This window comes from Kocuria sp. cx-455, from assembly GCF_057707085.1.
This window is the reverse complement of record NZ_JBYIPM010000002.1, coordinates 41,230-63,652: the sequence shown is the minus strand read 5'-3', so window position 1 is coordinate 63,652 and position 22,423 is coordinate 41,230. Positions and strand designations below refer to the sequence as shown.

Below are 22,423 nucleotides of genomic sequence, written 5' to 3'. Positions count from 1 at the left end.
GCGGGTGCCCCGGTTTCCGGTAGGTGCCCGCCGCATCGGCCCGCCGCCCACGGCGGCGGGCCAGCGGCGTCGTCATCACGGCGGCGCCGCACCCCAGATTTCTGACACGGAACGCTCAGCGTTCCCCAGCGAAAGAGAGTCACCATGGTTGACGCCGCTCGCGCCGCACGGCTCGCCGACCGCATCAAGGTGATTGTTGCGCAGGCACTCGAGCGCCGGATCAAGGATCCCCGCCTGGGCTTCGTGACCATCACCGATGCCCGGGTCACCAACGACCTGCAGCACGCAACCTTGTACTACACGGTGTACGGCGACGAGACGCAGCGCGCGGACACCGCCCGTGCCCTCGAGTCCGCCAAGGGCGTGCTGCGTTCCGAGGTGGGAAAGAACATCACGGCTCGCCTCACGCCCACGCTCACGTTCGTGGCGGACGAGATTCCCGCCGACGCCGCTCGTCTCGAGGAACTCCTGCGCGCCGCGCGCGAAAAGGACGAGCAGGTCGCGGCGCAGGCCGTGGGCGCTTCCTACGCTGCCGGTGAGGATGCCTACCGCACGCCCGAGGACAACCCGGACGACGACGCCCCCGACTCCAACTCCGCACGGAGCTGACGCGCGTGAGTGAACGGCCCCACGTTCCGAGCCCGGCCCCCTCGCTCCCGAGGGTGGCCGGGTTCGTCATCGTCGACAAACCCCTCGGGTGGACCTCTCACGACGTCGTGGCGCGCATGCGGCGGCTGGCCGGCACCCGCAAGGTCGGCCATGCCGGTACCCTGGACCCCGCGGCGTCGGGCGTCTTGGTCCTGGGGGTGGAGAAGGCCACCAAGCTACTCACCTGGGTCACCGGGACGTCCAAGACGTACGAGGCCAGCATTCGGCTGGGTGCGGCCACGGTGACCGACGACGCCGAGGGCGAGGTCGCCGAGCGAGCGAACGCCTCGGTTCTCGCGGCCGTGACCGACGAGGATATTCATCGCGAAGTCACTGCGTTGACGGGGCAGATCCAACAGGTCCCGTCCGCCGTGAGCGCCATCAAGGTCAACGGCAAGCGTTCCTATGCGCGTGTGCGCGGCGGTGAGGACGTCGTCCTGGCCGCCCGGGCCGTCACGATCCAGGACTTCACGGTGCACGGCATTGACCGGGAGGACACGGGCATCACCGTGACCGCCACCGTCTCGTGTTCGTCGGGTACCTACATTCGCGCGCTGGCGCGGGACATGGGAAGCGCCCTGGGCGTGGGGGGTCACCTGACAGCGCTGCGGCGCACCCGCGTGGGTTCGTTCACCCTGGATCAGGCCCACACCCTGGAAGAACTGACGCGGTCCGTGAGCGCCGGTGGCACCGTGGACACCCTGGAGATCAACGCCGTCGCCGCCCAGTTGTTTCCCGTGCGCCGTCTGGACGCGAAAGAGGCCACCGATCTGTCTCACGGACGGCGAATCTCGGCCCACCCCGCGGAGCTGGCGGCCGGGCACGACCTCCCCGTGGCGTGTTTCGCTCCGGACGGCTCCCTGGTGGCGCTGGCCGAAAACCGCGGTTCCGCTGCCAACCGGTACGCGACGTCCGTGCTCGGTATCGCCGCCGGGGAAACCTTCTCACTCGGACAGGAGGTCCACTGATGCTGTGGGGTTATGACGGGTGGTTCTGGGCCTCGGTGGTGATTGGCACACTGTCCTGTCTGATCTGCGTGGTGCAGGCCCTCCGCGGGCGTGAACCGGACGACTTCTCCCAGGGCTCGGTGCTGGTCCTGGAGCTGTTCCTGATCGTGTACATGGTGGGCTCACTGTTCCTTCCCCTGTACGGGGCGGAAGCTTCCGGGAGCGTTCTCGAGTACTGGGGGTACTTGCTCACGGCACTCTTGATCCCCGCCGGCACCTTTATTTGGTCTCTCGTGGAACGATCACGGTGGTCGACTCTCATCCTGGCCGCGGCGGGACCCGTGGTGGTCGTCATGGTGTACAGGATGAATTTCATTTGGTACTACCAGAATGTCTGAGCAGGACCGCGATCGAGAACACCACGGAAAGGACAGGACTCCAGTGAGCAAGCCGACCGAGCACAACGCACTGCAGCAGCGCTTCGGCCATCGAGCGCGCACCCAACGCACGGACGCCAAATCCAGTGGGTTCGGCCGAGTCATCATCGTGATCTACGGGGTTTTCTCACTGTCCGCCGGTGTGCGTTCCCTATACCAGCTCGGCACGGAGTTCTCCCTGGCACCGTTCGCCATCATCCTGTCCACCATCTCGGCGGCGATCTACGTGATTGCCACCGTGGCGCTGAGCAAATCGGGCCCGGGGTGGCACCGGATCGCCTGGCTCGCCGTGTGGACCGAGATGATCGGCGTGCTTGCGGTGGGACTGCTCAGCGTCATGGCCCCCGGGCTGTTCCCCAAGGCCAGTGTCTGGTCCCATTTCGGTGCCGGGTACGGATACGTGCCTTTGGTGCTGCCCGTGATCGGGCTCATCTGGTTGTGGCGCACCCGACCGAACCATTCGAACGGGTAGGCTCGTTTCGTCCCGCCCGCACACTCGACCTCGAGGAGAACAGTGATCCACTGGAGATCCCGCGACGACATCACGCCGGGTTTCGGACCGTCCGTTGTGACGATCGGAAATTTCGACGGAGTCCACCGCGGTCACCAACACGTTTTCGACACGTTGCTGGAGGTGGCCGGGCAGCGCAACGCGCACTCCGTGGTGGTCACCTTTGATCCCCACCCGGCACTCGTGCACCGCCCGGAATCGCACCCGGGGGTGATCATGGGCCTCGAGGACAAACTTGATGCGCTGGAGACCACGCGTATCGATGCCGTTCTGGTGCAGCCCTATTCACTCGATTTCGCGCAGCTGACACCCGAAGAATTCGTGGTGGACTACCTGGTCAAACCCCTCGAGGCGGTCTGCCTGGTGATCGGGGCCGATGTTCGGTTGGGCAGGGACAACACCGGGGATCTCAACGCGATCCGGGCGCTGGGCGAGAAACACGGCTTCGATGTGATGGTCGTTGCCGACGTCGTGGGGACGGAACCCTCCACCCCCTTCAGGAACGGCACCCCGGCGGCTGCCGCCACGGAACGCAGATGCTCGTCCACCTGGATCCGCTCGTGCTTGGAAGCCGGGGACATGCGCGGCGCCGCCGGGCTGCTCAGCCGAAACCACCGCATGCGCGGAGAGGTGGTCCACGGGGCGGCCCGCGGACGCGAACTGGGATTCCCCACGGCCAATCTCTCGTCGGAGGCAACGGGATTCATTCCCGCGGACGGCGTGTACGCGGGCTGGCTCGTGGACGCGAACGGCAAGCGGTGGCCCACCGCCATTTCCGTGGGCTCCAATCCCACGTTCGAGGGAGTGTCCCGGCAGGTTGAGGCCCATGTGATCGATCGCCCGGAAGAGGACATCGAGGATTTCAATCTCTACGGCCAGGAGGTCGTGGTGGAGTTCGTGGAACGGTTGCGCGGCATGGTGGCCTACCGGGGGATCGATGCTCTCGTGGCCCAAATGAACGACGACGTCGAACGGTCTCGCGAGATCCTGGCCAAGGAGCCTCGCGAGACCGTCTGAGGAGGGAACCGGGCTCGGTTACAGTTCTTCGTGCTCGCGCGGATCGAATCCGGATCCGCTCAAACCGGTGTGCAGCATCTTCATGCGCTTCATCTGCTCGTCGGTCAGGTCCCAGTCGAAGACATCCAGGTTCTCGGCCATGCGTGTGACGTTCGAGGTTTTGGGAATGGGCAGAATGTTGGATTGAATGTGCCACCGCAGCATGACTTGGGCGGGCGTGCGACCCACCTTGCGTGCAATGTCCGCAATCCATTCGTGCTGCAGGATGTCGGTCTTGCGACCCAGCGGTGACCACGCCTCCGTCACGATTTTGTGCTCGGCGTGGAATTCACGCAGTAGCTCCTGCTGATACTGCGGGTGCAGTTCCACCTGGTTGATCACCGGCATTTCACCGGTCTCCCGTTCGAGACGCAGTAGGTGTTCCGGCAGGAAATTGGACACACCGATGGACCTGACCAATCCCTGATCGCGGAGCTCGATCATGGTCTGCCAGGTCTCCACGTAGCGGTCCACGCCAGGATTGGGCCAGTGGATCAAGTACAGGTCCACGTAATCGGTGCCGAGTCGTTCGAGCGATCCCTCGAGGGAACGGCGCACGGAATCGGTGCCATGGTCACGGCCCGGAAGTTTGGTGGTCAGGAAGATCTCGTCACGTGTGATCTCCGATGCCTTGATGCCACGACCCACACCGAGCTCGTTGCCGTAGTTCACGGCGGTGTCCACCAGACGGTAGCCGCGCCACAAAGCCTCCGGGATCAGCGCCTCTGCCTCGGCATCATCCATGGGGTAGGTGCCCAGGCCCAACTGGGGAATCTTGGTCCCGTCCCGCAGCACGTGGCGCGGGACATCCGGTACGGCATCCTCAAGTTTCTTGTCGCTCATGCGTTCCTCACTTCACTCGGACGTGCTTTGGCGAATGGTGCTCAGTACCTGGCATACCGCACTCGCGCTGATTTCTGCCACCAGGTCGATTTCCAGGTGGAACTGCTGGCCGGCTGCCGGCCCGCACAGGTCTGAAACACTGCGGACGGCCAGGAAAGGATACTGGCGGGTGGCGCACACCTGCGCAAGTGCCACGGTCTCCATGTCGGTGCTCAGTGCATTGGGAAAGATCTCACGCGTCGCGCCCACGTTCGCCTCCGTCACGAAGGAACCGCCCGAGAGCATGGTGCCCCGCAGCACGGTTTGTTCATCGGCCCCGATCACGTCCTCCGCGGCGGCCAGCAAGCGTGCCGCGGAGAAGTAGCTCTCCGGCATGCCGGGAACCTGGCCCGGAAGGTATCCGAACGCCGTGGCGTCCGCATCGGCGTAGCAATAGTCCGTGCCGATCACCAGATCGCCCACATTGACGTCCGACCTTAACCCGCCGGCGGATCCCGCGGAGATCACGGCGGAAGGTTCGAACCTTTCGATCACGGCGGTCAGTGCCGACGCCGCATTGACCAGGCCGATGCCGGTGCGCACGAGCAACACCGGGTCGCCCTCGAGGATCACCGCGTACACCAGAGCGGGGCCCACGGTGAGTGGTTGCGCCGCTCGCTCCGTGGCGCGAGCCAGGAAGGGCTCGGCCTCTTCGTCCATGGCGACCACCACGGCGGGTGAGCCCACGCACCGACCGAACAATGTTGCGTCCCGGTTCACCGTCTCCTGGGAGGCGTCTGGGTTCACCGGGTGACCTCGTCCCACGCGGCGCGCTCGTCCAAGAACTCCCGCACGGCTGACTGGGCTGCTTCCAGGCTGTGGTTGGCGCCCCAGCCGCACTGGACTTCGTTGGCCGCGGGGACCTCGCCGGCGTCGAGGATGTCCTGGAACGTGGCCTCCAACAGGTTCTTGAACTCGGTGTCCTCCACGCCGAGCATGATCGCGTAGAAACCGGTCTGGCAGCCCATGGGGGAGAAGTCGATGAGCGCCTCCGTGTGGTTGCGCATGTGCTCAGCGGTCAGGTGCTCGATCGAGTGGACCGCGGGCATCTCCAAATGCGCTTGGTTGGGCTGGGTGAAACGGACGTCGTACTTGATCAGAGTGTCCCCGCCGGGCAACTCCTTACGATCGGCGACCCGCACGTAGGGGGCTGCCACCGAACGGTGATCCAGATTGAAAGACTCCACGTTCATTTTCTTCATGGTGCCCATTGTCCCAGTTGAGGCAGACATCCATAACGGTGACCCGCCTAATACGCCGTATTGGATGCCGTCCGTTAGACTGGTCAACGGTCAGACTGCGGTCCGTGGCGGTCAGGCCTCGGGGAAACTCCCGAACCCCGGGCGCGAACCCCGCGCACCGGGCGGTCACGGTACTAACTCAAGGAGTTATTCATGGCACTGGATGCCGCTGTCAAGCAGGAAATCATCGAGGAGTACGCAACTCACGAGGGCGACACCGGTTCGCCCGAGGTGCAGATCGCCGTGCTGTCCCGTCGGATTTCCGATTTGACCGAGCACCTCAAGCAGCACAAGCACGATCACCACACTCGCCGCGGCCTCATGGCCCTGGTGGGTCGCCGTCGTCGCATGCTTGACTACCTGCGTCGCACTGAGATCGCCCGCTACCGTGCGCTCATTGAGCGTCTCGGCCTGCGTAAGTGATGTGAGTCCTCGGTGTTCCCCGTGTTTTCCCGCGTGAAAACACGGGGAACCGCCGCAACCGGCGCTGTTCGGGACGAACACCGCCAGGTTCCGACAGGAACCACCGGCCCATGGGCTAGAGACAACCAACAGAAAGTTCGTAGCGGATTCGCGCACCATATCGCGGTCCTCGACAGTGGCCTTCGCAAGGCATGTGCAGTGCGAGCGCCTCGATCGAAGACCGGTATGTCGCGCTTTTCGCAACAGAAGAAACGGAGGTGACCCTTGGAGGGTCCCGAAATTCAAAGTGCAGAAGCAATCATCGACAACGGTTCGTACGGCAAGCGCGTCGTGCGTTTCGAAACCGGCCGGTTGGCGAAACAGGCCGCCGGGTCCGCCATGGTCTACATCGACGAGGAAACCTCGATGCTGTCGGCCACCGCGGTGGGTAAGAACCCGCGCGAGGGCTTCGACTTCTTCCCGCTCACCGTTGACGTGGAAGAGCGCATGTACGCAGCCGGTCGCATCCCGGGCTCGTTCTTCCGCCGTGAAGGCCGCCCGTCCACGGATGCGATCCTGACCTGCCGCCTGATCGACCGCCCGTTGCGCCCCGCCTTCGGCAAGGGCATCCGCAACGAGGTCCAGGTTGTCGTGACCGTGCTGTCCATTGCACCGGACGAGATCTACAACACCGTGGCCATCAACGCCGCGTCCATGTCCACCTCGCTGTCCGGGATGCCCTTCCAGGGCCCGGTGGGCGGCGTGCGCATGGCGCTCATGGCTGAGGAGAACGGCAAGCACCAGTGGATTGCCTTCCCCAAGCATTCCCAGCTCGAGAACGCCGTGTTCGACATGGCCGTGGCGGGGCGTGTGGTCACCGCCGCTGACGGTTCCGAGGACGTCGCGATCATGATGGTCGAGGCCGAGGCCACGGACAACTCGTGGGAGCTCGTCAAGGGCCAGGGCGCCGTCGCACCGACCGAAGAACTCGTCTCGGAGGGCATCGAGGCGTCCAAGGCCTACATCAAGGCCCTGTGCGAGGCTCAGGCAGACCTGGTCGCCCGCGCGGGCAAGCCAGCCCTGGAACTGCCCCGCTTCGGCGGCTTCGAGGAGGACGCCACCCAGGCCGTCCGGGACTTCGTGGGTAACCGTCTCGCCGAGGTGTACTCGATTGCCGGTAAGCAGGAGCGCGAAGTCGCCACTGACGAGCTGCACCAAAGTGTTCTGGCCGAGCTCACCGGTGAGGGCAAGCCCTTCGCAGACCGCAAGGATGAGATCAACGGCGCGTACCAGGCGCTCACCAAGCAGACCGTGCGCCAGCGCGTCCTCAAGGATCAGGTGCGCATCGACGGACGTGGCCTGACGGATATCCGCGAGCTGACCGCCGAGGTGGAGGTCCTGCCCCGCGTGCATGGTTCGGCGATCTTCGAGCGCGGCGAAACCCAGATCATGGGTGTCACCACGTTGAACATGCTCAAGCTGGAACAGCAGATCGACTCGCTGTCCCCGGTCAAGCACAAGCGCTACATCCACCACTACAACTTCCCGCCGTACTCCACCGGTGAAACCGGCCGCGTGGGCTCGCCCAAGCGCCGCGAAATCGGTCACGGCGCGTTGGCGGAGCGCGCCATCACGCCCGTGCTGCCCTCGCGCGAGGAATTCCCCTACGCGATCCGTCAGGTCTCCGAGGCGCTGGGCTCCAACGGCTCGACCTCGATGGGTTCGGTGTGTGCCGCAACCCTGTCGCTGCTCAATGCCGGTGTGCCCCTGCGCGCCCCCGTGGCCGGTATCGCCATGGGCCTGGTCTCCGACACCGTGGACGGCGAGACCCGTTACGCGGCCCTGACCGACATCCTCGGTGCCGAGGACGCACTGGGTGACATGGACTTCAAGGTTGCCGGTACGTCGGAGTTCGTGACGGCGATCCAGCTGGACACCAAGCTCGACGGGATCCCCGCGTCCGTGTTGACGGCGGCCCTGAGCCAGGCCCGGGAGGCACGCCTGTACATTCTCAATGTGCTGACCTCGGCGATCGACGCCCCGGACGAGATGAGCGCATTCGCTCCGCGCGTGATCAGCGTGAACGTTCCCGTCGCCAAGATCGGTGAGGTCATCGGCCCCAAGGGCAAGATGATCAACCAGATCCAGGAAGACACCGGAACCGACATCTCCATCGAGGACGACGGCACCGTGTACATCGGCGCGACCGATGGTCCCTCCGCAGAGGCTGCGCGTTCGGCGATCAACGCGATCGCCAACCCGCAGGTTCCCGAGGTGGGCGAGCGTTACCTGGGCACCGTGGTCAAGACCACCACCTTCGGTGCGTTCGTTTCCCTCACCCCGGGCAAGGACGGCCTGCTGCACATTTCCGAGATGCGCAAGCTCAACGACAACAAGCGCGTCAACGAAGTGGACGACGTCGTGGGCGTGGGCCAGAAGATCCAGGTCGAGATCACCAAGGTCGACGACCGCGGAAAGCTCTCGCTCGCCCCGGTCGTGGCCGATGAGGACAAGGCCCAAGAGCTCGAGTCCGAACCCATCAGCGAGAGCTGATCGAGGGGTAACACGACATTCATGACGGTAGTTCACCTTCCGCTGGAGGCGGGCGGTCCCGGGGAGAGCATCTCCACCGCGGACGCCCGCCTTCGGGCGTACTCACCTTCTGCGCCGGTCAGCACCGGCTTCACCCACGTGCTCCACGACGACGCCGACGGCGCCGTGATCACCCGCAGCGTGCTGCCGTGCGGGGCGCGTGTCCTCACCGAGAAAATGCCCGGGCAGCGCTCGGCATCCGTGGGTTTCTGGGTCAGCCTGGGTTCCCGTGATGAAGCCCCGGGGATGCTCGGTTCCACGCACTTCCTGGAACATTTGTTGTTCAAGGGCACGGCGCGGCGCACCTCGCTGGACATCGCCGAGGCCTTCGACGCCGTGGGTGGGGAATCCAACGCCTTCACGGCCAAGGAGAACACGTGCTATCACGCGCGGGTGCTCTCCGAGGACCTACCCATGGCCATTGACGTGTTGGCCGACATGTTCTCCAGTGCGGTCCTGGATCCGGACGAGTTCGACCGCGAGCGCGGTGTGATCCTGGAAGAAATCGCCATGGACCGTGACGACCCCACGGACTTCGCGTTCGAGCAGTTCACCGCCGCTGTTCTGGAGGGGTCGCCCCTGGCCCGTCCGATTGCGGGCACACCGGAGGAGATTTGTTCCGTGTCCCGGGACGCCGTGTGGGAGCATTACCGCGCGGTCTACCGCCCCGAGAATCTGGTGGTCACCGCCGCCGGCGGGCTGGAACATGAGCGGGTCGTGGACATGGTCCGCGAGTCATTCACCCGGGCTGGGTGGGACCCCGACGCTCTCGGAACCGTGGGGGCACGGCGGGCCAACGAATCGGCCCTGTTGACCCCGCTCACCGGGACCCGTGTGTTCCACCGGCCCGTCGAGCAGGCCCACGTGGTGCTGGGCGGTCCCGCCCTGCGCGTTGGGGATGACCGGCGCTTCACCATGACCGTGCTCAATGCGGCACTGGGCGGGGGCATGTCCTCCCGGTTGTTTCACACCATCAGGGAGCAAAAGGGGTTGGCTTATTCCACCTTCTCCTTCTCCGGTGCGTATTCGGATGCCGGTTACTTCGGCATGTACGCGGGCTGCGCCATGGAGCGGGTGGACCAGGTGGCCCAGCTGATGCGCGACGAGTTGGATCGACTGGCTCAGGACGGCATGGTGGTCAAGGAGTTGTCCAAGATCGAGGGACAACTCAGCGGCGCCACCGTGCTGGCCCTGGAGGACACGGGTTCCCGCATGTCCCGCCTGGGATCCGCGGAACTGAAAACCGGTGTGTACATGGACGTCGACGAGGCCCTGGACCGCATCCGGACCGTGACGTCGCGGGACGTGCAGACGCTGGCGGCGGAGCTTTCGGCCGCTTCGGCCGTGCAAACGGTGGTGGGCCCGCAGATAGTGTCCGAGGCCCTGCCGATCCAGAACTAAGGAGTGGTTGAGATGACTGATTCGAACAACGTCACCACAGTGGCCGTACTGGGCCACCGCGGGCGCATGGGCTCCGAGGCCGTAGCGGCCGTGGAGCGCGCCCCGGGGTTGGAGCTGGTTGCTGCTCTGGGTCGTGAGGACGACCTGCAGAACATCGTCGATGCGGGGGCGCAGGTCATGATCGACCTGACCGTTCCCGAGTCCACCCGCGAGAACGTCCGTTTCGCGGTCGACCACGGGATCCACTCGGTCGTGGGTACCACCGGTTGGGATGATCAGGCGCTGGCGGAGCTGGAGTCCCAGCTGGCCCAGCACCCTGACGTGGGAGTGTTGATCGCCCCCAATTTCGCCGTGGGTGCGGTGCTGGCCATGAAGTTCTCGGAGGCCGCCGCCGCATTCTTCGAATCCGTGGAGGTCGTGGAACTGCACCACCCGGACAAGTTGGACGCCCCCTCGGGAACCGCTGCCCGCACGGCGTCGTTGATCGGCAAGGCCCGCCACGAGGCCGGCGTCGCGGACTCACCGGACGCGACCCGGACCGACCCCGACGGCGCTCGTGGTGCCGTGGTGGACGGCGTGCACGTGCACTCCGTACGGCTGCGCGGGCTGGTGGCCCACCAGGAAACGCTGCTGGGTAACACGGGGGAGCAATTGACCATCCGCCACGATTCCTTCGACCGGATTTCGTTCATGACGGGCGTGGTGCTGGGCGTGCGAGAGGTCCACCGGCACCCCGGTCTGACCCACGGTTTGGACGGTTACATGGATTTGCGCCTGTGAGCGACCAGACATCCAGTTCACTGCGTTGGTTGGTGGCGGCGGTCATCGTTCTGGCGCTGCTCACCGTGGTGATTTTGCCCATTTCCGTGGGTTCCAAGGTGTGGATCGTTGCCATGTTGGCCTTCGCCGCGGTCTTCACCGTGCTGGAGATCGGCTCCAAGGGACGGATCCTGGCCGCTCTCATGGTTGCTCTGCTCGCCCTGTACCTGGGGCTGTCGTTCCAGCGCGCGGTACTGCTACTCAGCTCCCAGGGGTGGATCGTGAAGGGCTTCGGGATCGCCATGCTGATCATCCCGGCGGTGGGCACCTGGGCCATGGTCCGGGAGATCATCTTCGGTGCCCGCACCGAAAAACTCGGACGAACCCTCGCCGCGGAAGGCGGGCTGTTCGAGGATGAGCTGCCCAAGACACCGTCGGGGCGGTTCGTCCGCGAAGCCGCCGACCAACATTTCCACACGGTGCGCGCAGAGGTCGAAGCGGATCCCGCCGAATGGCGAGGGTGGTATCGGCTGAGTCTTGCGTATTCGGCGAGTTCTGACGGTCGCCGCGCCCGCGCTGCCATGCGTACCGCCATCAAATTGCACCGCGGTGCCGATCCGGGGACAGCATTGGCCCGGTGATCACGGTAACCTTGGGCTTATGACCGATCGCAGCGTAGCCACCCAGCCCGACCGACCCGCTCCCATGTTCGGAACTCTGCTCACCGCCATGGTGACCGCGTTCAAGGACGATGGCTCCGTGGACCTAGAGACCACGGGACACCTCGCCGAGGAATTGGTCAATGACGGTTGTGACGGGCTGGTGGTGTGTGGCACCACCGGCGAGTACTCAACCATGACCGACCAGGAGAACCTCGCGGTGTTCCGAGCCGTGAAGGACGCCGTGGGCGGGCGTGTGCCGTTGCTGGCCGGTACCGGTTCCAACGACACCGAGCATTCTCGGTACCTGTCCCTCGAGGCGCAGAAAATCGGCATGGACGGGCTGCTGATCGTTACACCCTATTACAGCAAGCCCACCCAGGCCGGTGTGGAGGCGCACTTCCGCTCGCTGGCTGACTCGGTGGACACGCCCATCATGATGTATGACATTCCGGGCCGCTCCGGCATCCCCCTTGCCCCGGAGACCCTGATCTCGTTGGCCTCACACGAGAACCTCGTGGCCGTCAAGGACGCCAAGGCGGACCTCACTGCGGCCGCCCACGTCATGGCCGAAACCGATCTCCAGTACTACTCCGGTGACGACGGCTTGACCTTGCCCTGGATCGCGCTGGGCGCGGCCGGTCTCGTGGGTGTCACCACCCACGTGGACACCCACCGGTTCCGCAAGCTCATCGACGCCGCACTGGCCGGTGACTACGCCACCGCGCGTCAGATCAACAACGAGCTGATCCCTGTGGTCCGCGCCACCATGACCCGCGTACCCGGTGCCGTGGCTGCCAAGACCATTTTGAATTGGCAGGGGCGCCTGCCGAACAACACCGTGCGTTTGCCGCACGTTGCGCCCACCCAGGCCGAAATCGAACAGATCCGTGGGGATCTGAGTTCGTCGGTCCTGGCGGATACTTTGAACTCATAAGACGAAAGGGGTCTCATGACCCGTTGGACCACCACAGATCTCTCCGAGCCCCCCGCGTTGAGCGCAGACACCATGCGTGTCGTGCCGCTGGGTGGTCTGGGTGAGGTCGGTCGGAACATGACCGTGTTCGAAATCAACGGGCAGCTGCTCGTGGTCGATTGCGGTGTGCTGTTCCCCGAAGAAACCCAACCCGGCGTGGACCTGATCCTGCCGGACATCAATTACATCAAGGACCGTCTCGACGACATCGTCGCGGTCGTGCTCACCCACGGTCACGAGGACCACATCGGTGCGGTTCCGTACCTGCTCAAGCGGCGCCCCGACATTCCCATCGTGGGATCCCAGCTGACTCTCGCGTTGATCGAGGCCAAGCTCAAAGAGCACCGGATCAAGCCCTTCACCCTGGCTGTGCGCGAGGGGCAGGTGGAGCGTCTCGGTGAGTTCGAATGCGAATTCGTGGCCGTCAACCACTCCATACCGGACGCCCTGGCCGTGTTCTTACGCACCAAGGCCGGCACGGTGCTGCACACCGGTGACTTCAAGATGGACCAGTTGCCCATGGACGGTCGCATTACCGATCTCCGTCACTTCGCCCGCCTGGGCGAGGAGGGCGTGGACCTGTTCTTGACCGACTCGACCAACGCTGAGGTGCCCGGCTTCGTGGCGACCGAGAAAGCCATTGGTCCCGTGCTCGCGGACGTGATCGCCAAGGCACGCCAGCGCGTGATCGTGGCGTCCTTCTCCTCTCACGTGCACCGAGTGCAGCAGGTCCTCGACGCCGCCGTGGCCAGCGGTCGCAAGGTCGCCCTGATGGGGCGTTCGATGATTCGCAACATGGAGATCGCGGACAAGCTCGGTTACCTGGACGTTCCACCCAACGTGCTGATCGACCAGAAGAAAGCCGCCGACTACCCGGACGACAAGCTCGTGATCATGTGCACCGGATCGCAGGGTGAGCCCATGGCCGCGCTGTCCCGGATGGCCAACGGCGATCACAAGGTCCAGGTGAACGCCGGTGACACCGTGATTCTGGCGTCGTCCTTGATTCCCGGTAACGAGAACTCCGTGTTCCGCGTGATCAACGGCCTGATGCGCCTGGGCGCGGACGTGGTGCACAAGGGCAACGCCAAGGTGCACGTGTCCGGTCACGCGGCAGCCGGCGAACTGCTGTACTGCTACAACATCGTGGAGCCCGAATACGTGATGCCGGTCCACGGCGAGGTGCGCCACCTGATCGCCAACGGTGCACTCGCCCAGGAGACCGGCGTGCCCAGTGACCACGTGATACTCGCCGAGAACGGCACCGTGGTGGACATGCACGGCGGCAAGTCCACCATCACCGGTCAGGTCGAATGCGGTTTCATTTACGTGGACGGTTCGTCCGTGGGTGAAATCACGGACGCGGACCTCAAGGACCGAATGACACTGGGCGAAGAGGGCTTCATCTCCGTGGTCACCGTGGTCAACCGCGACACGGGCAAGATCGTCTCCGGCCCGGACATTCACGCGCGCGGCGTGGCCGAAGAAGATACCGTCTTCAACGAGATCCGGCCCAAGATCATTGCCGCGCTGGAGGACGCCATGGGTGAGTCCGGTAAGAACCACACCTCGCACCAGCTGCAGCAGGTCGTACGCCGCACCATCGGCTCGTGGGTCTCGCGCAAGTTGCGCCGTAAGCCCATGATCGTGCCCGTGGTGGTCGAGGCCTAGGACACCGGTCACCGCAGCGCACAGCCCGCCCCGACTCGATGTCGGGGCGGGCTTTGCACTGGGCGGGTATTCTGGAACATATGGCGTCACGAACTTCCCCTCCGCGATCGTCGAAGTCAACATCTCGAACCTCGACCGCATCCCGCTCGACCAAGCGCAACTCCAAGGCCCCGGCCAAATCCGCACCGCAGGGACCCTCCGCCGGTGCCAGGCTTCTGCGCGCCGTGGTCAATGCGTGGGCGGGCCTGGGGCACGCCGTGGGCGCGGGTGTGCGTCGGATCGGTACCGTGCGCACCGATATGGCTCCCGAGGAACGGCGTGACGGCGGCGCGCTCGTCTGGCTCGTCCTGGCCGTGCTGATTGCCGCGGTCGAGTGGTGGAATCTGCGCGGTGTAGCTGCCGCGTTCATCTCGATGCCGGCCTCCTGGGTGCACGCGGTGGTCGGCGGCACGTTCGGTTTCATGGCACTCGTGCTGCCGGTGTTCTGCCTGTTCTTCGCGTGGCGGGCCTTCCGCCATCCCACCGAGACGCAGGCCAATAACCGCATCGCCATTGGCTTGTTGGCGCTGACCGTTGCCGGAGCGGGGATCGCCCACATCGTGGGCGGGCAGCCCCGGGTGAACCAGGGTTTCGAGGCCATTTGGCAGGCGGGCGGCTTCGTCGGGTTCTTGGCGGCCGACCCGCTCTCGGCACTTGTGACGCAATGGGGTGCGCTCGCGGTTCTTGCGGTTCTCGCATTTTTGTCCGTGCTGGTCATGACCGCCACCCCCGTCAGCCAGATCGGTCCGCGCGTGCGAGAGGGGTACCGCACGCTGATGGGCCTGGGGGAGCCTCGCACCACGGACCTATCGGACCCCGCCCACGACCGCTCCTACCTGGATCCTGCCGGGCCTCAGAAGAAGCGCCCCGATCGTCGTACCCGGGCCGAGCGACGTCGTGAGAAGGCCCAGCTGGATGCCTACAACGGCGACGAAGCCTTTGAACGCGCCGTGGTCGACGAGGCCAAGCGCCGCGAGGCCGCCGAGGGGTCCGTGCGCACCCGCGTGTTCGATCTTTCCGATGACGACGCTGCGAGCGCATCCGGGTCCACGTCCGCCGCCGCGGCGAGCGCCCCGAGTGCGCAGGCTCAGGACACCGAGGACATTCCCCAGGTCCGCCCGGGCGTCAAGCGCCCCACCAAGTCGCAGATCGCCGCGGACAAGCTGCGCCGTGAACAGGGCCTGGAACCCGCCGCGGACACCGCTGAAGCATCCGAGGCCCCGGCGCTGGCGGACGTGGCCGCGCCCAAGAACTCCCGCACCCACACGCCGTCGGCCCCCATCCCGGCTCGTTCCGAGCAGCTGCAGATCGCGGGGGACATGGCCTACAACCTGCCGGATCCTAGCGCTCTGGTGCAGGGCCCGCCCGCCAAGGACCGCTCCGAGGCCAACGACCGCGTGGTCACAGCCCTGACCAACGTGCTGGACCAATTCAAGGTCGATGCCGAGGTGACCGGTTTCTCTCGCGGACCCACGGTGACTCGCTACGAGATCGAACTGGGATCGGGTACCAAGGTGGAGCGCGTCACGGCCCTGTCCAAGAACATTGCCTACGCTGTGGCCTCCGCCGATGTCCGCATCCTGTCGCCCATTCCCGGCAAGTCTGCCATTGGTATTGAGATCCCCAACACGGATCGGGAGACCGTGGCACTGGGTGATGTGTTGCGCTCGCAACGAGCCCGCACGTCGGAGCACCCCATGGTCATGGGCGTGGGCAAGGATGTTGAGGGCGGGTTCGTGGTGGCGAATTTGGCCAAGATGCCGCACATGCTCGTGGCCGGTGCCACGGGCGCGGGTAAGTCCTCGTTCGTGAACTCGATGATCGTGTCCATCCTGATGCGCTCCACCCCCGATGAGGTGCGCCTGGTCATGGTGGACCCCAAACGCGTGGAACTCACCGCGTACGAGGGAGTTCCCCACCTGATCACCCCCATCATCACCAACCCCAAGAAGGCTGCGGAGGCCCTGCAGTGGGTGGTGCGTGAGATGGACGCCCGCTACGACGATCTGTCCCACTACGGGTACAAGCACATCGACGACTTCAACAAGGCCGTGCGCAACGGCAAGGTCCAACCGGAGCCCGGCTCCAAACGAGTCATCCGGCCGTACCCGTATTTGCTGGTGATCGTGGACGAGCTGGCGGACCTCATGATGGTCGCCCCGCGCGACGTCGAGGACGCGATCGTGCGTATCACGCAGCTGGCCCGTGCCGCGGGCATTCACTTGGTGCTCGCCACGCAGCGTCCTTCGGTGGATGTGGTCACGGGCCTGATCAAGGCCAACGTGCCCTCGCGCATGGCGTTCGCGACGTCCTCCGTGACCGACTCGCGCGTGGTCCTGGATCAGCCCGGCGCCGAGAAACTTATTGGTCAGGGCGACGCGTTGTTCCTGCCCATGGGTGCGTCCAAGCCCATGCGTGTGCAGGGCGCCTGGGTTTCTGAGTCCGAGATCCACAAGGTCGTGGAGCACGTCAAGACGCAGATGAAGACCAACTACCGCGAGGACGTGGTTCAGGAAGCACCCAAAAAGCAGATCGACGAGGACATCGGGGACGACCTCGACGTCCTGCTGCAGGCGGCCGAGCTCATCATCACCACGCAGTTCGGTTCCACCTCGATGCTCCAGCGCAAGCTGCGCGTGGGCTTCGCCAAGGCGGGCCGCCTCATGGACCTGCTCGAATCCCGCGGCGTTGTGGGTGCCTCGGAGGGCTCCAAGGCGCGCGATGTCCTGGTCAAACCCGACGACCTCGCGGCGACCCTAGCGCTGATCCGCGGTGAGGAACCGCCCACCGCATCCGGCGACGACGCCGCCGCGGTAGGCTCCGAGGTGCCGTCGGCCAGGACCGGTGGTTCCGTGGACTACGGTGACGATCCCGTGGAAGCGGGCCTGTCCGACGTGGCCAAGGACTATCACGACGGCAATGACGATGATTCCACTGACGCATGGGAGTTGACCGGACGATGATGATGGCTCGACATGGCGGCGCGTCCGAGGCCCGGGCAGTGAGCGACCCGCCGCCCAATTCTTCCAACTGGAACCTGCCCAATGCCCTGACCGCATTGCGGATCGTCATGGTGCCGTTCTTCGTGTGGTTCTTGTGGGCGGGCGGCACACACGGTGAAGACTCCATGCCCATGCGGTGGGCGGCCGTGGTGGTCTTCGGCGTGGCCATGTACACGGACAAGCTCGACGGGGACATCGCCCGCGCGCGCAACCTGATCACAAGCTTCGGCAAGATCGCCGATCCCATCGCGGACAAATTGCTGACCGGCGCGGCGTTCGTGGTGCTTTCGATGTTGGGGGAGCTGTGGTGGTGGGTCACCATGGTCATCCTGGTGCGTGAATGGGGTATCACCGTCATGCGTTTCGTGGTGATCCGCTACGGCGTGATGGCCGCGTCCAAGGGCGGCAAGACCAAGACCGTGCTGCAGACGGCAGCCCTGATTGCGCTGCTGCTGCCGTTGGCGCCCTTCGTGGGTGCCTGGTGGCTGTGGCTTGCGTGGGTGCTGACCGCACTGGCGCTGATCGTAACCGTGGTCACCGGCATCGACTACGTGATCAAGGCCGTTCAGCTGCGTAACGCGGCCTTGGGGAAAGAGAAGTAGTGACAGAGTCCGATCTCCACACAGCCGTTGACCTGGTTCAACTGGCCGTCGAACACGGCGTCACCATCGGCACCGCGGAGTCGCTGACCGGCGGGTCGCTGGCAGCGGCGATCGTCGATGTTCCCGGAGCCTCGAATTGCCTTGAGGGTGGCGTGGTGAGTTACTCGCACGCTGTGAAGGAAAGGACTCTGGGCGTCTCTCACGACCTTCTTGAGAGCGAGGGAGCCGTGGCTCCCGAGGTGGCCCGTGCCATGGCGCGCGGTGCACGGGCCGCCCTGGAAGTCGACTGGGCGGTGTCGACCACCGGGGTGGCCGGGCCCGACCCACACGACGGTCAGGCCGTGGGCACGGTATACATAGCTGTGAGTGGGCCTCGGGGCGAGCAGCACCTTGAGCTGCACATGGACGGCGGACGAGCCGCGATCCGCAGCGAGACCGTTTCTCGAGCCATTGAGTTCTTGGCGTCACAAATCGAGCTCACAGACAACTTCCAGTGAAAATCGTTCATCAACAAGGAACAATTGAACGGGCAAGCAGGTTACTACTACCAGAGGCTCAACTTGAGTCGTCCAGTGTCAATCTTCTGGCCCAGGCCGGGCTGAAGGACTACTGGTTTAACGGTTTGACCGTTCGTACAAGGAGTAGGCAATTCACATGACGAAGCAACCCGTGTCCGTCAATGGTGTCGTCCGTTGGAAGGACGTGGGACTGTCCGAAGAAGAACATGCCGAGACGAAGGACGTGAAAGTGGGAGTGCTGCGGCAAGAAATTGGCGAAGTGCTCCGCAGCGTCCGTCAGCGACAGGGACGCACTCTGCGGGAGGTTTCGCACAGTGCACGAGTCTCGTTGGGCTACCTGAGCGAGGTGGAACGCGGACAGAAAGAAGCATCTTCCGAGCTGCTGGCCTCCATCTGCGCCGCGCTGACGATCCCCCTGTCGCAGATGCTGCGTGAAGTGGCAGATCGCCTGGCGTACGCCGAGGGCAACTACATTCCGGACACTGTGCCTTCCGAGCTGACCGAAGAGTTCACCAGCGAGGTCCGCCAATTGCGCGGGGGCGCAGCCACGTCGTCCCACTGAGCCACATCGCACGTACCAGTTAGAGTTTTGAGGGCCCGTCGGCATTGTCGGCGGGCCCTCGCTTTGTCACCCCACCGCCGACAGTTGTTAGGGAAGATCGCATGCGCCTCAGTACGTTCTGGGAATTGATGGACCATGAATTCGGGTCCGGGTATTCCAAGGTTCTGGCCCGAGACCTCGTCATGGCAGAGGTGGGGGATCGTACCGCGATAGAGGCCCTCGATGCCGGAATCGATCCCAAACAAGTGTGGTTCGCGCTCTGTAGGGCGCAGGAAATTCCCGAAGGCCGCTGGTGGGGGCCGGACAAGGAGCCCACACCGTAGTGGCCTCATGGCGCCGGCGGCCCATCGAATGTATATTCGAATCAGATCATCCGGGCTCCACATACTGCGTGGATCCTTATGCGTGTCAGACCCCCTCAGTAGGTTGAGACACGAACCAAACAACAGGGCCGAGTACGTGGGCCCCCAAGAACCGAGGTGAATCATGGCAGCCAAGTCAAAGGGAACCACGTCCGTTCCCTCTCAGGTGGTCGGCTCCGATCGTGAGAAGGCTCTGGATACTGTCCTGGCACAGATCGACAAGAACTACGGCAAGGGCTCGGTCATGCGCCTGGGCGACCGGCCGGCCACTCGCATCGAAACCATTCCCACGGGTTCCATTGCACTGGACGTCGCACTCGGTATTGGAGGTTTCCCGCGCGGTCGCGTGGTCGAGATCTACGGTCCCGAGTCCTCCGGTAAGACCACCGTGGCGTTGCACGCGGTTGCCAGCGTGCAACGTGCCGGCGGCATCGCCGCATTCATCGACGCCGAGCACGCGCTGGATCCCGTCTACGCCGAAAAGCTGGGGGTGGACACGGACAACCTGCTCGTGTCCCAGCCGGATACCGGTGAGCAGGCCCTGGAGATCATGGACATGCTGGTGGGCTCCGGTTCCATCGACATCATCGTGATCGACTCCGTGGCAGCGTTGGTTCCCAAGGCTGAAATCGAAGGCGAAATGGGCGATAGCCACGTGGGCCTGCAGGCGCGCCTGATGTCCCAGGCGCTGCGTAAGATCACCGGTCGGTTGTCGCACACCAACACCACCGCCATCTTCATCAATCAGTTGCGTGAGAAGATCGGTGTGTTCTTCGGATCCCCGGAAACCACCACTGGCGGTAAGGCTTTAAAGTTCTACGCCTCGGTGCGCGTGGACGTCCGCCGTATCGAGACCCTCAAGGACGGTGCCAACCCGGTCGGTAACCGCACCCGCGCCAAAATCGTCAAGAACAAGATGGCCCCGCCCTTCAAGCAGGCCGAGTTCGACATTCTCTACGGCCAGGGCATCTCCATCGAGGGTGGCCTGATCGACATGGGTGTGGAGCACGGGATCGTGAAGAAGTCCGGCGCGTGGTTCACCTACGAGGGTGATCAGCTGGGGCAGGGTAAGGAGAACTCCCGCCGTTTCCTCAAGGACAACCCGGAATTGGCCGCGGAAATCGAGCGGAAGATCCTGGTGAAGCTGGGCATCACGGATGACAGCGAGGACACCGAAGAGACCGCGCAGGACGGCCCGGAGACCTCCGATGACGACATCCTCGAAGCTCCGGATGCGACCAAGCCGGAACTGCCGGCATTCTGATCGAGGTGACTGAGCGATGAGCCAGTCCTCTCGCTACAACTCCCGGCGACGCAGGGCCTCGGATCGGTACCGGGGCCCCGCGGAACCACCCTCAGAGGGTGCTGCCGGTCAGGACGATGAGCCCGATCAGCATGAGGTTGCGCGGGCCATCGTGTTGCGTCAACTGACCGCGTCCGCCAAGTCTCGTAAGCAGCTCGAGGACAAGCTCGCCGATCGTGATGTTCCCGAAGGGGTGGCGCAGGACGTCCTGGACCGGTTCGAAGAGGTCAACCTCGTGGACGACCGCGCCTACGCGGCCATGTTCGTCCGGTCCCGAGCCGAGACACGCAAACTCTCGCGCAGCGCGCTGCGCCGCGAACTGCAGCAACGGGGTATCACCGGGGAGTTCGCGGAGGAGGCCCTCGAGCAACGGACCGACGAGGACGAGACGCAGGACGCGCACGAGCTCGTGCGGAAGAAACTGCCCAGGGATCTTGATGCTCTGGACCGGAAAGAGGTCGATAAGGTCACACGTCGTCTCGTCAGCATGCTGGGCCGGAAAGGGTATCCACCCGGTCTGGCTTTCGGGGTGGTCAAAGAGGAACTCTCCGCCTACACCTCCGGCGACGACTTCTCGGAACCGGATCCCTGGCCCAGCGTCTAACTGTGCCGCGGCCGAACATGACGTGGAATCACGGCTCCTATGGCGGTGGAGCCCAGTCGTGAATGGTCGAGAACTGACGACGCAGCGCGGACGTCGGGGTGAGTTGCAGGGCGAGGTCGCGCACCATCGAGGTTCCTCGGCCTTGAAGGTTTGCAGCGTCACCGATGAGCCGAGACCGGCGAGCAATTCTCCGGGTCCGAGGTCTGCGTAATCGGTCGTACTCCGCGAGTGCCGCGTCAATGTCCAGGGGCCGTGGTGAGTCCTGGCGAGCCAGTGTCCGAAGCAGTACTGCGAGTGTGGCGGAATCTTCCAAGGCTTGATTTCCACCCTGACCCAGATTCGGCGTCATGGCGTGCGCGGCGTCGCCCACGAGCACGGCCCGCCCGTAACGGACACTCGGCAGCGGCGCCCCGAGTTCGTGAATCGGGAGCCACTGAATGGCCGCCGAACTCGTGGCGTCCACCAGCTCGGGAATCGGTGCGTGCCACGAGCCGAATCTCTCGAGCACTTCGCGCTGCGCTCCGTGTGTTTCCGGGACACCGGGGCCGGTAGCCTCGGCGGGTCGAGAATCGACCGCAAACCAATACACCCTTCCGTCGGGCAGTGGAACGATACCGAATCGTTGATGCCGCCCCCAGGTCTCTCCGGCTTCGCCGTGGAGGTCAACGGGGTGGGATGTGACCCCGCGCCACGCACCGTATCCGGCGTATCTGATTCCGGGGTCCTTGGGCCACAGTGTGCGTAGGGTGCTACGGAGTCCATCGGCCCCCACGATCAGGTCGAAGGTTTCGTGGAACGCCGCGCCATGAGCGGTTCGACCCCGAAGATCGCCGGTGACGGTCAGCTCGGAAATGGTGGTCCCCAGGCGCACGACACCTGGTTCAAGCTGTGAACTCAGTAGGTTGTGGAGTTCCTCCCGGTGAATCACACGAACGTCCCGCACCGTTTCGGCGGGAAATACTTTGATCCAGGCACCATTGGGTTTGCGCATGCCTCCGAGGAGGAGACCAGCTGTCTCCGAGGTCAGCGCATCGAACTCGCGCGTCAGCCCGAGTGCGTCCAATGCAGCCCGGCCATTGCCGAAGATCGACAACCCGGATCCTCCGGGACGCAACTGGCCGGATCGTTCCAGAACCGTGACGTGGGCCCCCGCGCGCTGCAGCCCGACGGCGGTGCTCAGGCCCGCGACTCCGGCTCCGATGACCGCAACGCGCATGGTCGCCACCCTTTCGCCTGAAGGTTCGGGTTA

The 22,423-nt window shown here is 64.7% G+C and carries 23 protein-coding genes; 19 read left to right on the top strand and 4 right to left on the bottom strand.

Annotated elements, in window-relative coordinates; all coding sequences use genetic code 11:
* Nucleotides 1-144: 144 nt before the first annotated feature.
* From rbfA to AC3ENJ_RS04145, 5 genes are read left to right on the top strand one after another with little or no spacing between them, the layout of a single operon-like run.
* Nucleotides 145-609, top strand: coding sequence for a 30S ribosome-binding factor RbfA (gene rbfA, locus AC3ENJ_RS04165; protein ID WP_190781625.1), 465 nt, complete (start codon nucleotides 145-147; stop codon nucleotides 607-609).
* A gap of 5 nt (nucleotides 610-614) precedes the next feature.
* On the top strand, nucleotides 615-1,616 hold the full coding sequence (gene truB / locus AC3ENJ_RS04160) for a tRNA pseudouridine(55) synthase TruB (protein ID WP_431813178.1): 1,002 nt from the start codon (nucleotides 615-617) through the stop codon (nucleotides 1,614-1,616).
* A complete protein-coding gene (locus AC3ENJ_RS04155) occupies nucleotides 1,616-1,993 on the top strand; it encodes a hypothetical protein (protein WP_190781623.1) in 378 nt (125 codons plus the stop codon). The genes truB and AC3ENJ_RS04155 overlap by 1 nt, the downstream gene beginning before the upstream one ends.
* A gap of 43 nt (nucleotides 1,994-2,036) precedes the next feature.
* Nucleotides 2,037-2,504 (top strand): hypothetical protein, encoded by a 468-nt coding sequence (locus AC3ENJ_RS04150; RefSeq protein WP_190781622.1) that lies wholly within the window; start codon nucleotides 2,037-2,039, stop codon nucleotides 2,502-2,504.
* A gap of 42 nt (nucleotides 2,505-2,546) precedes the next feature.
* On the top strand, nucleotides 2,547-3,560 hold the full coding sequence (locus AC3ENJ_RS04145; RefSeq protein ID WP_431813177.1) for a bifunctional riboflavin kinase/FAD synthetase: 1,014 nt from the start codon (nucleotides 2,547-2,549) through the stop codon (nucleotides 3,558-3,560).
* Between the two features lie 18 nt (nucleotides 3,561-3,578).
* Here the strand turns inward: AC3ENJ_RS04145 and AC3ENJ_RS04140 are convergent, their stop codons facing one another.
* The 3 genes from AC3ENJ_RS04140 to AC3ENJ_RS04130 are packed head-to-tail and all read right to left on the bottom strand — an operon-like array spanning nucleotide 3,579 to nucleotide 5,683.
* On the bottom strand, nucleotides 3,579-4,442 hold the full coding sequence (locus tag AC3ENJ_RS04140) for an aldo/keto reductase (RefSeq protein ID WP_190781620.1): 864 nt from the start codon (nucleotides 4,440-4,442) through the stop codon (nucleotides 3,579-3,581).
* 12 nt (nucleotides 4,443-4,454) lie between these two features.
* Nucleotides 4,455-5,228, bottom strand: coding sequence for a 5'-methylthioadenosine/S-adenosylhomocysteine nucleosidase (gene mtnN / locus AC3ENJ_RS04135; RefSeq protein WP_431813176.1), 774 nt, complete (start codon nucleotides 5,226-5,228; stop codon nucleotides 4,455-4,457).
* Nucleotides 5,225-5,683, bottom strand: coding sequence for an S-ribosylhomocysteine lyase (locus AC3ENJ_RS04130; protein WP_190781618.1), 459 nt, complete (start codon nucleotides 5,681-5,683; stop codon nucleotides 5,225-5,227). Before AC3ENJ_RS04130 ends, mtnN begins: the two co-directional genes overlap by 4 nt.
* Before the next feature lie 192 nt (nucleotides 5,684-5,875).
* On the opposite strand from AC3ENJ_RS04130, the gene rpsO reads away from it, so the two are divergent.
* The 14 genes from rpsO (at nucleotide 5,876) to AC3ENJ_RS04060 (ending at nucleotide 21,174) form a co-directional block, all read left to right on the top strand.
* Nucleotides 5,876-6,145 (top strand): 30S ribosomal protein S15, encoded by a 270-nt coding sequence (gene rpsO, locus AC3ENJ_RS04125; RefSeq protein ID WP_431813175.1) that lies wholly within the window; start codon nucleotides 5,876-5,878, stop codon nucleotides 6,143-6,145.
* Between the two features lie 264 nt (nucleotides 6,146-6,409).
* Nucleotides 6,410-8,677, top strand: coding sequence for a polyribonucleotide nucleotidyltransferase (locus AC3ENJ_RS04120; RefSeq protein ID WP_190781616.1), 2,268 nt, complete (start codon nucleotides 6,410-6,412; stop codon nucleotides 8,675-8,677).
* 21 nt (nucleotides 8,678-8,698) lie between these two features.
* Nucleotides 8,699-10,117 (top strand): M16 family metallopeptidase, encoded by a 1,419-nt coding sequence (locus AC3ENJ_RS04115; RefSeq protein ID WP_431813174.1) that lies wholly within the window; start codon nucleotides 8,699-8,701, stop codon nucleotides 10,115-10,117.
* A 12-nt stretch (nucleotides 10,118-10,129) separates the two neighbouring features.
* Nucleotides 10,130-10,897: a 4-hydroxy-tetrahydrodipicolinate reductase gene (gene dapB / locus AC3ENJ_RS04110; protein WP_190781614.1), complete on the top strand. Its 768-nt coding sequence runs from the start codon at nucleotides 10,130-10,132 to the stop codon at nucleotides 10,895-10,897.
* Nucleotides 10,894-11,517, top strand: coding sequence for a hypothetical protein (locus AC3ENJ_RS04105; protein ID WP_431813173.1), 624 nt, complete (start codon nucleotides 10,894-10,896; stop codon nucleotides 11,515-11,517). The genes dapB and AC3ENJ_RS04105 overlap by 4 nt, the downstream gene beginning before the upstream one ends.
* Nucleotides 11,518-11,536: 19 nt before the next feature.
* Nucleotides 11,537-12,472 carry a 4-hydroxy-tetrahydrodipicolinate synthase gene (dapA, locus tag AC3ENJ_RS04100; protein ID WP_190781612.1) on the top strand — a complete coding sequence of 312 codons (936 nt, stop codon included), beginning with the start codon at nucleotides 11,537-11,539 and terminating at the stop codon, nucleotides 12,470-12,472.
* Between the two features lie 15 nt (nucleotides 12,473-12,487).
* Complete coding sequence (locus AC3ENJ_RS04095; RefSeq protein ID WP_431813172.1) at nucleotides 12,488-14,182, top strand: ribonuclease J; 1,695 nt, start codon at nucleotides 12,488-12,490, stop codon at nucleotides 14,180-14,182.
* Nucleotides 14,183-14,262: 80 nt separating this feature from the next.
* Nucleotides 14,263-17,184, top strand: coding sequence for an FtsK/SpoIIIE family DNA translocase (locus tag AC3ENJ_RS04090; protein ID WP_431813171.1), 2,922 nt, complete (start codon nucleotides 14,263-14,265; stop codon nucleotides 17,182-17,184).
* 38 nt (nucleotides 17,185-17,222) lie between these two features.
* Complete coding sequence (gene pgsA, locus AC3ENJ_RS04085) at nucleotides 17,223-17,825, top strand: CDP-diacylglycerol--glycerol-3-phosphate 3-phosphatidyltransferase (protein WP_431813170.1); 603 nt, start codon at nucleotides 17,223-17,225, stop codon at nucleotides 17,823-17,825.
* Complete coding sequence (locus AC3ENJ_RS04080) at nucleotides 17,825-18,322, top strand: CinA family protein (RefSeq protein ID WP_190781608.1); 498 nt, start codon at nucleotides 17,825-17,827, stop codon at nucleotides 18,320-18,322. The genes pgsA and AC3ENJ_RS04080 overlap by 1 nt, the downstream gene beginning before the upstream one ends.
* A 157-nt stretch (nucleotides 18,323-18,479) precedes the next feature.
* Nucleotides 18,480-18,905, top strand: coding sequence for a helix-turn-helix domain-containing protein (locus AC3ENJ_RS04075; RefSeq protein ID WP_190781607.1), 426 nt, complete (start codon nucleotides 18,480-18,482; stop codon nucleotides 18,903-18,905).
* 101 nt (nucleotides 18,906-19,006) lie between these two features.
* A complete protein-coding gene (locus AC3ENJ_RS04070; RefSeq protein WP_190781606.1) occupies nucleotides 19,007-19,228 on the top strand; it encodes a DUF3046 domain-containing protein in 222 nt (73 codons plus the stop codon).
* A 163-nt stretch (nucleotides 19,229-19,391) separates the two neighbouring features.
* Complete coding sequence (gene recA / locus AC3ENJ_RS04065; RefSeq protein WP_190781605.1) at nucleotides 19,392-20,531, top strand: recombinase RecA; 1,140 nt, start codon at nucleotides 19,392-19,394, stop codon at nucleotides 20,529-20,531.
* 16 nt (nucleotides 20,532-20,547) lie between these two features.
* Nucleotides 20,548-21,174, top strand: coding sequence for a regulatory protein RecX (locus AC3ENJ_RS04060; protein WP_190781604.1), 627 nt, complete (start codon nucleotides 20,548-20,550; stop codon nucleotides 21,172-21,174).
* A 37-nt stretch (nucleotides 21,175-21,211) separates the two neighbouring features.
* On the opposite strand, the gene AC3ENJ_RS04055 is transcribed toward AC3ENJ_RS04060, so the two are convergent.
* A complete protein-coding gene (locus tag AC3ENJ_RS04055; RefSeq protein WP_431813169.1) occupies nucleotides 21,212-22,390 on the bottom strand; it encodes an FAD-dependent oxidoreductase in 1,179 nt (392 codons plus the stop codon).
* Between the last annotated feature and the right edge of the window lie 33 nt (nucleotides 22,391-22,423).